Below are 11494 nucleotides of genomic sequence, written 5' to 3'. Positions count from 1 at the left end.
CGCAGCCTCCTGCGCCGGACCGGTGCCTACCGGCAGCCGGCGGCCGTTGTCCGTGGCCGGCGCTACGATCGCCCACGTGATTACGGGCGAACTGAAGAGCAAGGTAGGGCGGGTCTGGGACGCGTTCTGGTCCGGTGGCATTTCCAACCCGCTGGAGGTCATGGAGCAGATCACGTATCTGCTCTTCGTCAAGCGCCTGGACGAACTCCAGACCGTCAGGGACCGCAGGGCGAACGCCACGGGCAGGCCCGACCCCGCCCCGTTCTTCTCGGCGGAGCAGCAGGACCTGCGCTGGCAGAACTTCAAGGTCAGGGACCCCGAGATCATGTACGGATTGGTCGCCGAGGGCGTCTTCCCGTACCTGCGCCGGATGGGTGGCGACGCGTCGACGTACTCCCACCACATGAAGGACGCTCGTTTCACGATCCCGGGCGCCAACCTGCTGGCGAAGGTGGTCGACCTCCTCGACGAGATCTCGATGGAGTCGAGCGACACCAAGGGCGACATCTACGAGTACCTGCTCGCCAAGATCGCTTCGGCCGGCCAGAACGGCCAGTTCCGTACGCCCCGGCACATCATCGACCTGATGATCGAAATGACGCGGCCCGGCCCCGGCGACGAGATCTGCGACCCGGCGTGCGGCACGGCGGGCTTCCTCGTCCAGACCGCGTCGTACGTCAAGCGGACCCACCGGGACGCCCTGCTGGGTGCGGAGCAGCGCAAGCACTTCAACGAGTCGATGTTCCACGGCTTCGACTTCGACTCCACGATGCTCCGCATCGGCTCGATGAACATGCTGCTGCACGGGGTCGAGAACCCGGACATCCGCCACCGCGACTCCCTGGCGGAATCAGCGGCGAGCGAGTCCGAGAGGTACTCCCTGATCCTCGCCAACCCGCCCTTCGCGGGCAGCCTGGACTACGAATCGACGGCGAAGGACCTGCAAGCGATCGTCAAGACCAGGAAGACGGAACTCCTCTTCCTGGCTCTGTTCCTGCGGCTGCTGAAGCCCGGCGGCAGGGCGGCGGTCATCGTCCCCGACGGCGTCGTGTTCGGCTCCACGAAGGCGCACAAGGAGCTGCGGCGGATGCTGGTGGAGGAACAGCGCCTCCAGGCGGTCGTGAAGCTCCCGAGCGGTGTCTTCAAGCCGTACGCGGGAGTCTCGACGGCGATCCTCTTCTTCACCCGTACGGACAGCGGCGGCACGGAGGACGTCTGGTTCTACGACGTCAGGGCCGACGGCCTGAGCCTCGACGACAAGCGCAACGAACTCCTGCCCACGGACCGCCTGGGTGCGCGCCCGGCGGGCGCTGCCCTGACGGAAGCCGAGCACGCGAAGAACAACCTCCCGGATGTCCTGGCCCGGTGGTTCGAACGCGAGGGTTCGGAGCGCGCCCGCGCCCGCACCGAGCAGAGCTTCTGTGTCCCGAAGGCGGAAATCGCGGCCCACGGCTATGACCTGAGCCTGAACCGCTACAAAGAAGTCGTCCATGAGGAGATCGAGACCCGCGACCCGCTGGACATACTGGCCGACCTGGAACGCCTCGAAGAGGAGATCCTCAAGGGGACGGAAGAGCTGAAGGGGATGCTGGCGTGAGCGTCACCCACCGGCTCGACGAAGTGTGCTCCATCATCATGGGCCAGGCCCCCAAGGGGGAGGCGTACAACACCGAGGAAAAGGGCTGGCCACTCATCGCCGGGGCAGGAGACTTCTCGGCCGGCCGGCTTTCTCCGAAGAAATGGACCACAGAGGCGAGCAAGTTGTCCCGGAGCGGGGACATCGTCCTGAGTATCCGTGCTTCGATCGGCACGAAGGTGTGGTCGGAGGGGGAGTACTGCCTGGGGCGCGGCGTCGCGGCTCTGCGGCCCACCGCGGCGATGGACGCCGGGTTCCTGTGGCACTGGCTCACCTTCAAGGAGCGGGAACTCGCGTCCAAGGGAAAAGGTGCGACATTCCTCCAGGTGAACCGGAGTGACATCGGGGGACTGCAAGTGGAGCTGCCCCCTCTGCCGGAACAGCGGCGCATCGCTGCCGTCCTTGAGCAGGTGGACGCCCTGCGGGTCAAGCGGCGCACGGCCGTCACTCTTCTCGACGACCTCGCCGGGTCCGTCTTCACCGACATGTTCGGCACGGGAAGCGGGGACATTCCCCTCGTGCGCGTCGACGAGCTGTGTTCGCTGGTGGTCGACTGTGTGAACCGGACCGCTCCGACCGTGGACCGAGTGACACCGTTCAAGATGATTCGCACGACCAACGTGCGGAGCGGACGGGTCGACCTCCGGGAGACCCGGCACGTGGAGGAAGACGTATTCAAGCGTTGGAACCGGAGGGCCACGCCGCGGCGCGGCGACGTGGTGCTGACGCGGGAAGCACCGGTTGGCGAAGTGGGCGTTCTCGCCACCGATGATCAAGTGTTTCTGGGGCAGCGCCTCATGCTCTACAGGGTGGATCCCGCGCGTGCTACAGCCGCGTATCTGTCCGCGGCATTGAGAAGCCCCTATCTGAAGGGGCAGTACGAGCAGAGTGGTTCCGGCAGCACCGTCAAGCATCTTTCACTGCCGACGTGCCGAGGACTGAAAATACCTGCCCCGGACCTTGCGGCGCAGGAGCAGTTCGCGGCGAGGATCGCCAAGCTCGACGAATTGAAAGAGCAGCACGGCCGCCAACTCGAAGCCTTGGACGAACTCTTCGGCTCGCTGCAACACCGTGCTTTCGCCGGGCGGCTCTGGGACCGGGCAGCCGCGTAACTCCCAGTACCCCCAGCACCTCCAGCACATCGCGTGACCACACTGAGCGCGCCCGGTCCGGGGAGAGCCCGGGCGCGACCAGTCCCGCCGCACCACGTACACCGCATACGCGCAAGGGACGCCACACCAGGGGAGAGGGGCACCACCGGCATGGGCAGCGACCAGGGAAACAGCACCACCGGCGACAGCAGGAGTCATGGCGAGGCGAACCGGCCCGACCAGCCGCCCCGCCCCATCCCCGCCCCTCCCGGCAGCAGCCCCGTGCAGGGCGAAGCCGTCGCCCGCCGCCCCGCCGGGAACTTCGGCTTCCTCCGCGCCGAGTGGCCCGCCCTCCACGAAGAGGCCACCCGCGCCGAGCGGTTCACCTTCGGTGACCCCCGCGCCGCGTGCTTCTACGCCCGCCGCGCGATCGAGCTCGCCGTGCACTGGATGTACGACAAGGACGACTCGCTCCGGCCGCCGTACAAGAGGGACCTCGCCGCGATGCTGCACGAGCCCTCGTTCCGGACGCTCGTCGGCCCCACCGTGAACGCCAAGATGGACATCATCCGGCGCCAGGGCAACCAGGCCGTGCACAAGCAGGCCCCCGTGCCCCCGCAGGCCGCCGTCGCGAGCCTGCGCGAGCTCTTCCACTCCCTCTACTGGTTCGCCCGTACGTACACGGGCAAGGCCCACGAGCTTCCCGCCGCCGGCATGGAGTTCGACTCCACCGCCATTCCGCGCCCCCTCACCCCCGAGGCCCGTCGCAGGAATCAGGCCGACCTGCGCGAGCAGGCCGAGGACGACCGGGCGCGGTACCAGCAGCAGGCCGACGAACTCAGCAGGGCGCGCGAGCGGAACGAAGCGCTCGCCGCCCAGCTCGCCGGGCTCCGGGCCCAGGTCGCCGCCGCGAAGGCCGCGAACCTGAAGGTCCGGGACACCCACGACTACGACGAGGCCGCGACCCGCGACACCTTCACCGACCTCCTCCTCAAGGAGGCCGGCTGGGAACCGGCCGCGCCGGGCGGCGACACCGCGGGCAGGGTCACCGTCGAGCACCCGGTGACCGGCATGCCGACCGCCTCCGGCAAGGGGTACGTCGACTACGTCCTGTGGGGCGCCGACGGCAAGCCCCTGGCCGTCGTCGAGGCCAAGCGCACCCGGCGCGACGCCCGCGACGGCCAGCAGCAGGCCAAGCTGTACGCCGACGCGCTCGGAGCCCGGTTCGACCGCCGCCCGGTCGTCTTCTGCACCAACGGCTACGAGACGTACCTCTGGGACGACGAGCTCGGCTATCCGCCCCGGCAGGTGCAGGGTTTCCTCACTCACGACCAGCTGCACTGGCACATCGGGCAGCGCGCCGGCCGCCTCTCCCTCATCACGACCCCGGTCAACGAGAAGATCGCGGGCCGCCCCTACCAGCTGCGCGCGATCAAGCGCGTGGGCGAGACCTACGAGCGCGACCGCCAGCGCCAGGCACTGCTCGTCATGGCGACGGGCACCGTCGTGGACCAGCTGAAGAAGGCCGGATGGGCGCAGCGGGTGCTGTTTCTCGCCGACCGCCAGTCGCTGGTGACCCAGGCCATGAAGGCGTTCAAGGAGCACCTGCCGAGCACCCCGGTCGCCAGCCTGCTCGACGACAAGGCCGCCACGGCGCACGTCTTCGTCTCCACGTACCAGACGATGATGAAGCAGATCGACGTCACCGATGCCGCGGGCCGCCGCCGTTTCGGCCCCGGTTACTTCGACCTGATCGTCATCGACGAGGCGCACCGCTCGGTCTACGACAAATACGGCGAGATCTTCCGCTACTTCGATGCGCTGCTGCTCGGCCTGACCGCGACCCCCAAGGACGACATCGACCGCAACACGTACAAGCTCTTCCAGCTCGAGGACGGCGTGCCCACCGACTCCTACGGCCTGGACGAGGCCGTCAGGGACGGCTACCTGGTGCCGCCCAAGGCGGTCAAGGTGCCGCTGAAGTTCATGGAGCGCGGCATCCGCTACGCGGACCTCTCCGAGGAGGAGAAGGCCGAGTGGGACGCCAAGGAGTGGACCGAGGACGGGCAGGTCCCCGACGCCGTCAGCCGCCACGAACTGGACAAGTACCTGTTCAACGCGGACACCGTGGACAAGATGCTGGAAGTCCTGGTCACCCGTGGCCACCGCGTCGAGGGCGGCGACCGGCTCGGCAAGACGATCGTCTTCGCCAAGAACAACGAGCACGCCCGCTTCATCGAAGAGCGCTACAACGCCAACTACCCGCAGGGAGCCGGCCACACCGCGCGCGTCATCACCTACAGGGAGACGTACGCCCAGTCGCTCATCGACGACTTCTCCAACCCGGACCGCCGGCCCGACATCGCGCTCTCCGTCGACATGCTCGACACCGGCATCGACGTACCCGAGGTGGTGAACCTGGTCTTCGCCAAGCCGGTCTTCTCCAAGACCAAGTTCTGGCAGATGATCGGCCGTGGCACCCGTCTGCGCGAAAAGCTGTACGGCCCCGACGAGACCAGCCCGGCCCACAGCAAGCAGGACTTCTACGTCTTCGACTTCTGCGGAAACATCGACTTCTTCAACAGCGGGCTCGCGGGAGCCGAAGGCCGCAGAGGCACGTCCCTCGGCGAGAAACTGCTGCAACGCCAGCTCGACCTGGTCCGGGCCCTCGACTGCCGCCGGCAGCCCGACCCGGGCCGCGACGGAGGGCCGGACGCCATCGGCACCGAGGCCGAGGTGCGCTGGGCGTTCGCACACCGCCTGCACGAGACGGTCACCGGGATGAACCCGGACAACTTCCTGGTCCGCCCCCACCGCCGCGATGTGGAGACGTACAGCGACTTCACCCGCTGGCACCGCATCGACGACGACGCCGAGGCCACGATCCGCGAACGCCTGCTGCGTCTCCCCAGCGAGCACCGCCCAATGGAGACCGAGAACGGCGAGGAGGCCAAGCGCTTCGACCTCCTGGCGTACGGCCTTCAGCTCGCGGCGCTCAACGGCGGCAAGGAGTTCGCCCTGCTGCGCCGCAAGATCCAGGCGATCGCCGAGGACCTCCTGACAAAGACCAACATCCCCGCCGTGGCGGAACGGTCCGAGCTGCTCGAAGCCCTCGCCGGGGACGCCTGGTGGCAGGGCGCCACCCTCCCGATGCTGGAAGAGATGCGCCGCGCACTGCGGGGACTGGCGCGTCTCGTCGACGACAGAGCCAGGCGGAAAGTCGTCTTCACCGACTTCGAGGACGAACTCGGTGAGATCACCGAGGCCGCGATCCGCGGTGTCCCCACCGGCACCGACGAGCACCGCTTCCGGCAGAAGGCCCGCGCGTACCTGCTGCGTCACGAGGACCTGCCGGTCGTGCGCAAGCTGCGCCACAACGAACAGATCACCAGCGACGACCTCGCCGGCCTGGAGGAGATCTTCCTCGCCGAGGCCGTGGCCTCACCGGAAGACCTAGACGAGGTACGGGCGACGGGTGGCCTCGGAGTGTTCGTGCGCACGCTGTGCGGGCTGGACCGGCGGGCGGCGCGGAAGGCGTTCGAGGGCTTCGTCGCGGACAAGCGGCTGAGCGCCGCGCAGCTGGACTTCCTCACGCTGATCATCGAGGTCGTCGCCAAGCGGGGCATGCTCGACCTCGGTGACCTCTACGAGCCGGGCAGCGCGTTCCTCGACCGGGCGCCCGGTGGCCCGGACGACCTGTTCACTCCGGAGGAGATCGACGACTTGAAAATCGTCTTCGTCCGTATCCGGTCGAGAGCGAAGCCCACGACACTGGCCGCGTAGACACCTAGTCTGGGTCCATGCCGATCCGCGCCGTGGTCTGGGACATCGACGACACGATCTTCGACTACGCGAGCGCCGACACCGCCGGCATGCGCGATCACCTCACGGTCGAGGGCCTGCTCGACGGGTACGGGACCGTCGAGCAGGCCCTCGACCGCTGGCGCGAGACCACCGAGCTGCACTGGGCGCGGTTCGCCGCCGGAGAGGTGGACTTCGAGGAGCAGCGGCGCGAGCGGGTGCGCGGCTTTCTCGGTACGCCGCTCATGAGTGACGAGGCGGCGGACGAGTGGTTCCTGCGGTACGTCGCCCACTACGAGGCGGCGTGGAAGCTCTTCCCCGACACCGTCCCGGTGCTCGACGTCCTGGCGGCCGACTACCGCCACGCCGTGCTGTCCAATTCCAGCGTGCGCAACCAGGACCGCAAGCTGCGGATCCTCGGCGTACGCGACCGCTTCGAGGTGCTGCTGTGCGCCGCCGAGCTGGGCTTCTCCAAGCCCGCCGCCGAGGCGTTCCACGCCGCCTGCGACGCGCTCGCCCTGCCTCCGCACGAGGTCGCGTACGTCGGTGACCAGCCCGACATCGACGCCCGGGGCGCCGACGCCGCCGGCCTGGCCGGGATCTGGCTCGACCGCGGGGGACTGGGCGGCCGTCCGGAGCTCGTCCGGATCACGGGCCTTGAGCAGCTACCTGGGCTGTTGCGGGGCGATACCCGTTTTGGAGCGCCGTCCACATTCGGGTAATGTTCTTTCTGCGCCGCCCGCGAGGGCCGAAAGGTCTGGCCGGGAAGCGCAAACCAAACAAACCCCCACCAGGGGGTTGTGTTTTGGTGGGCTATGGTGTAATTGGCAGCACGACGGTTTCTGGTTCCGTTAGTCTAGGTTCGAGTCCTGGTAGCCCAGCTCGCAGGAGCTGTTGAAGTACATGCAGCACTCTGCAAGGCCCCCGTTGTGTAGCGGCCTAGCACGCCGCCCTCTCAAGGCGGTAGCGCCGGTTCGAATCCGGTCGGGGGTACAGATCCTTTCTTTCCATCGCCTTCGGGTCGCTCCCGGATGCGCTGACGCGAGGATCGCTAGGGCCCCCGTTGTGTAGCGGCCTAGCACGCCGCCCTCTCAAGGCGGTAGCGCCGGTTCGAATCCGGTCGGGGGTACGGGTTGAAACCATATTGGTCTAAACCATTTTGGGCTATGGTGTAATTGGCAGCACGAGGGTTTCTGGTTCCCTTAGTCTAGGTTCGAGTCCTGGTAGCCCAGCTCGCAGAGCTAATTCTGCAAGGCCCCCGTTGTGTAGCGGCCTAGCACGCCGCCCTCTCAAGGCGGTAGCGCCGGTTCGAATCCGGTCGGGGGTACGTACAGAGAAGGCCCTCCGCACTACGCGGAGGGCCTTCTCGCATGTGGTCGCACCCGTCGACCGGCATCCGCCCGTCACCGAACCTCGCGTACGTCGAACCGGGCCTCTCGGGGCCCGAGTTCGGGGCCGGGAGCGACGGAAACGCCGGCAGGGGCCGTGAACACGGCCCCTGCCGGCGTTCGGGGCGGCGCCGCGAGCGAGCCGCACCCCGGCGTCCGCTCTTCGGTCCGGCTCAGCCGCCCGAGCGGCGCAGCGCCTCGGAGAGGCGGGCCGCCGAGTCGATGACCGCCTGGGCGTGCATCCGGCCCGGGTGGCGGGTCAGGCGCTCGATCGGTCCGGATACCGAGACGGCCGCGACCACGCGGTTCGACGGCCCGCGCACCGGCGCGGACACCGACGCCACGCCCGGCTCCCGCTCGCCGATCGACTGGGCCCAGCCCCGGCGGCGTACGCCGGACAGCGCCGTCGCCGTGAAGCGGGCGCCCTGGAGGCCCCGGTGCAGCCGCTCCGGCTCCTCCCAGGCCATCAGGATCTGGGCGGAGGAGCCCGCCTTCATGGTGAGCGTGGAGCCCACCGGGACGGTGTCCCGCAGTCCGGACAGGCGCTCGGCCGCCGCGACGCAGATGCGCATGTCGCCCTGCCGGCGGTAGAGCTGCGCGCTCTCGCCGGTCACGTCGCGCAGGTGCGTCAGTACGGGGCCGGCCGTCGCCAGCAGCCGGTCCTCGCCCGCCGCCGCGGAGAGCTCCGACAGCCGCGGACCGAGGATGAACCGGCCCTGCATGTCCCTCGCCACCATCCGGTGGTGTTCCAGTGCCACGGCAAGGCGATGTGCCGTGGGTCGTGCGAGCCCTGTCGCCGCGACCAGCCCGGCGAGGGTGGCCGGACCGGACTCCAGTGCGCTCAATACCAGAGCTGCCTTGTCGAGAACGCCGACGCCGCTAGAGTTGTCCATGCGTCGATACTCGCGTCTCACTCTGTGAAACGCAAGTTCAATTTTTCCGGGAACTTGCGAATCTGTAGTGAGGCCGCACAACGGCTCAGCAAGCCACCGCCCCGCACGGGGGTTCAGCGGGGGCGATCCGATCTCTAGATGGGCCGGCGAAGACGCCGGTCGAAGGGAAAGCGATGGGTAGGACACTTGCGGAGAAGGTCTGGGACGACCATGTCGTCAGGCGCGCCGAGGGCGAGCCGGACCTCCTCTTCATCGATCTGCACCTGCTGCACGAGGTGACCAGCCCGCAGGCCTTCGACGGCCTCCGCAAGAGCGGCCGCCAGGTGCGGCGGCTCGACCTCACCATCGCCACCGAGGATCACAACACTCCGACCCTCGACATCGACAAGCCGATCGCGGACCCGGTCTCCCGGGTCCAGCTGGAGACGCTGCGCAAGAACTGCGCGGACTTCGGCGTACGGCTGCACCCGCTCGGCGACGTCGAGCAGGGCGTCGTCCACGTGGTGGGACCGCAGCTGGGCCTGACCCAGCCCGGCACCACCGTGGTCTGCGGCGACAGCCACACCTCCACGCACGGCGCGTTCGGCGCGCTGGCCTTCGGCATCGGTACGTCGCAGGTGGAGCACGTGCTGGCCACCCAGACCCTGCCGATGGCCCCGCCGAAGACCATGGCGATCACGGTCGAGGGCGAACTGCCCGCCGACGTAACCGCCAAGGACCTGATCCTGGCGATCATCGCGAAGATCGGCACCGGCGGCGGTCAGGGCTACGTACTCGAATACCGCGGTTCCGCCATCGAGAAGCTCTCGATGGAGGCCCGGATGACCATCTGCAACATGTCGATCGAGGCCGGCGCCCGTGCGGGCATGATCGCCCCCGACCGGACCACCTTCGACTACCTCCAGGGCCGTGCGCACGCCCCGAAGGGCGAGGACTGGGACGCCGCCGTCGCCTACTGGCAGACGCTGCGCACCGACGACGACGCCGTCTTCGACGCGGAGGTCGTCATCGACGCCGCCGAACTGGCGCCGTTCGTCACCTGGGGCACCAACCCCGGCCAGGGCGCGCCGCTGTCGGCGAACGTCCCCGACCCTGCTTCGTACGAGGACCCTTCGGAGCGCTTCGCCGCCGAAAAGGCCCTGGAGTACATGGGGTTGACCGCGGGACAGCCGCTGCGCGACATCAAGGTCGACACCGTCTTCGTAGGTTCGTGCACCAACGGCCGCATCGAGGACCTGCGGGCCGCGGCCGCGCTGATGGACGGCCGCAAAGTCGCCGACGGCGTACGGATGCTCGTCGTCCCGGGTTCCGTGCGGGTCGCCCTCCAGGCCATCGAAGAGGGCCTGGACAAGGTGTTCACGGCCGCCGGGGCCGAATGGCGGCACGCGGGCTGCTCGATGTGCCTGGGCATGAACCCCGACCAGCTGGCCCCCGGTGAGCGCTCCGCGTCCACCTCCAACCGCAACTTCGAGGGCAGGCAGGGCAAGGGCGGCCGCACCCACCTGGTGTCGCCGCAGGTCGCCGCCGCGACGGCGGTGCTGGGCCACCTGGCCGCGCCCGTCGACCTGTCCGACGCTCCGACGCTCGTGGAGGCCTGAGCATCATGGCAATGGAAGCTTTCACCGCACACACCGGCCGGGCCGTTCCGCTGCGCCGCAGCAACGTGGACACCGACCAGATCATCCCGGCCCACTGGCTGAAGAAGGTCACCCGCGACGGTTTCGAGGACGGGCTCTTCGAGGCATGGCGCAAGGACCCGCAGTTCGTGCTCAACCGCCCGGAGCGGGAAGGTGCCACCGTTCTGGTCGCCGGCCCGGACTTCGGCACCGGCTCCTCGCGCGAGCACGCCGTGTGGGCCCTCCAGAACTACGGCTTCAAAACCGTGATCTCCTCGCGGTTCGCGGACATCTTCCGCGGCAACTCGCTCAAGAACGGCCTGCTGACGGTCGTACTGGACCAGCAGACCGTGGACGCCCTCTGGGACCTGGTCGACGCCGACCCCACGGCGGAGATCACGGTGGACCTCCAGGACCGTCAAGTCCGTGCCGAAGGCATTACGGCTGATTTTGAACTTGACGAGAATGCCCGCTGGCGGCTGCTGAATGGTCTGGACGACATCAGCATCACCCTCCAGAACGAGCCGTCCATCGCCGCCTACGAGGCCGCGAGGCCGTCGTTCAAGCCCAGTACGGTGCAGGTCTGACGCCTTCGCATCACTCTGTTGCCCCCTGCCGTCCGCGGTGGGGGGCATCGGTGTGTTTGGGGGGCAACTCCGGTGGTACGTGAGGAAGATGAGAACGGAGCCGTCGGTGTCCAGGGCGTCTTTTGGCCGCCCGGATTCCATTAGTTGCCCCCGCCGGAGGCGACAACTCGCCCCAGATGGCACAATCGGTGCATGGAACGCGACAGCCAACTCAAGCTCTATGAGGTGGTCGCGGACCGGTTGAAAGAAGCACACACAAGGGTGCGCACACTGCAAGTCCCGGAGGGCGTACGGATGGCGCTGACCCGGAAGCTGCTGGTCATAACGGCTGCGGCGAAACACGATCTCGCCGATGCGGCAAGGCGCCTGGACAGGTTGATGAAGGACCTCGATGAGGGTCGATTCCCTGAAGGTGACTGAGACCTGTGGAAGTCCTCAAGGTCTACTTCGTTGCGGCACTAGGGTGATTAGCCCGTTTCGTG

General features: G+C 68.2%; 8 protein-coding genes and 5 tRNA genes. 12 read left to right on the top strand and 1 reads right to left on the bottom strand.

The window, feature by feature from the left end:
* The first annotated feature begins 76 nt into the window (after positions 1-76).
* The 9 genes from AS594_RS10515 to AS594_RS10475 all read left to right on the top strand — a co-directional run bounded on the left by AS594_RS10515 (position 77) and on the right by AS594_RS10475 (position 7855).
* A complete protein-coding gene (locus AS594_RS10515) occupies positions 77-1597 on the top strand; it encodes a type I restriction-modification system subunit M (protein ID WP_069930426.1) in 1521 nt (506 codons plus the stop codon).
* Entirely contained in the window at positions 1594-2748 is a 1155-nt protein-coding gene (locus AS594_RS10510; protein WP_069926756.1) for a restriction endonuclease subunit S, read from the top strand. Before AS594_RS10515 ends, AS594_RS10510 begins: the two co-directional genes overlap by 4 nt.
* Positions 2749-2898: 150 nt before the next feature.
* Positions 2899-6510, top strand: coding sequence for a DEAD/DEAH box helicase family protein (locus AS594_RS10505; protein ID WP_079148701.1), 3612 nt, complete (start codon positions 2899-2901; stop codon positions 6508-6510).
* Between the two features lie 17 nt (positions 6511-6527).
* Positions 6528-7250: an HAD family hydrolase gene (locus AS594_RS10500; protein WP_069926755.1), complete on the top strand. Its 723-nt coding sequence runs from the start codon at positions 6528-6530 to the stop codon at positions 7248-7250.
* A gap of 87 nt (positions 7251-7337) precedes the next feature.
* Positions 7338-7409 (top strand) — tRNA-Gln (locus AS594_RS10495).
* Positions 7410-7448: 39 nt separating this feature from the next.
* Positions 7449-7521 (top strand) — tRNA-Glu (locus tag AS594_RS10490).
* A gap of 63 nt (positions 7522-7584) precedes the next feature.
* Positions 7585-7657, top strand: a tRNA-Glu gene (locus AS594_RS10485).
* Between the two features lie 31 nt (positions 7658-7688).
* A tRNA-Gln gene (locus AS594_RS10480) sits at positions 7689-7760 on the top strand.
* Positions 7761-7782: 22 nt separating this feature from the next.
* Positions 7783-7855 (top strand) — tRNA-Glu (locus AS594_RS10475).
* Between the two features lie 234 nt (positions 7856-8089).
* Here the strand turns inward: AS594_RS10475 and ndgR are convergent.
* Complete coding sequence (ndgR, locus tag AS594_RS10470) at positions 8090-8809, bottom strand: IclR family transcriptional regulator NdgR (protein WP_028813744.1); 720 nt, start codon at positions 8807-8809, stop codon at positions 8090-8092.
* A gap of 173 nt (positions 8810-8982) precedes the next feature.
* Between ndgR and leuC the strand changes: the two genes are divergently transcribed.
* The 3 genes from leuC (at position 8983) to AS594_RS10455 (ending at position 11432) form a co-directional block, all read left to right on the top strand.
* Positions 8983-10407, top strand: coding sequence for a 3-isopropylmalate dehydratase large subunit (leuC, locus tag AS594_RS10465; RefSeq protein ID WP_069926754.1), 1425 nt, complete (start codon positions 8983-8985; stop codon positions 10405-10407).
* An 11-nt stretch (positions 10408-10418) separates the two neighbouring features.
* Positions 10419-11012, top strand: a complete 594-nt coding sequence (gene leuD, locus AS594_RS10460) for a 3-isopropylmalate dehydratase small subunit (protein WP_069933119.1) — start codon at positions 10419-10421, stop codon at positions 11010-11012.
* Positions 11013-11204: 192 nt separating this feature from the next.
* Positions 11205-11432 carry an SCO5555 family protein gene (locus AS594_RS10455; protein ID WP_069926752.1) on the top strand — a complete coding sequence of 76 codons (228 nt, stop codon included), beginning with the start codon at positions 11205-11207 and terminating at the stop codon, positions 11430-11432.
* The last annotated feature ends 62 nt before the right edge of the window (positions 11433-11494 follow it).

The organism is Streptomyces agglomeratus (assembly GCF_001746415.1).
GTDB lineage: Bacteria > Actinomycetota > Actinomycetes > Streptomycetales > Streptomycetaceae > Streptomyces > Streptomyces agglomeratus.
Note: the sequence above shows the minus strand (reverse complement) of the source record. Positions and strands in the feature narration are given on the sequence as shown.

What these genes read in the sequence shown, in the direction of transcription:
- AS594_RS10505 (WP_079148701.1), top strand. Translation starts at nt 2,899, where the DNA reads ATGGGCAGCGACCAGGGAAACAGCACCACCGGCGACAGCAGGAGTCAT.
- AS594_RS10500 (WP_069926755.1), top strand. Translation starts at nt 6,528, where the DNA reads ATGCCGATCCGCGCCGTGGTCTGGGACATCGACGACACGATCTTCGAC.
- ndgR (WP_028813744.1), bottom strand. Translation starts at nt 8,809, where the DNA reads ATGGACAACTCTAGCGGCGTCGGCGTTCTCGACAAGGCAGCTCTGGTA.
- leuC (WP_069926754.1), top strand. Translation starts at nt 8,983, where the DNA reads ATGGGTAGGACACTTGCGGAGAAGGTCTGGGACGACCATGTCGTCAGG.
- leuD (WP_069933119.1), top strand. Translation starts at nt 10,419, where the DNA reads ATGGAAGCTTTCACCGCACACACCGGCCGGGCCGTTCCGCTGCGCCGC.
- AS594_RS10455 (WP_069926752.1), top strand. Translation starts at nt 11,205, where the DNA reads ATGGAACGCGACAGCCAACTCAAGCTCTATGAGGTGGTCGCGGACCGG.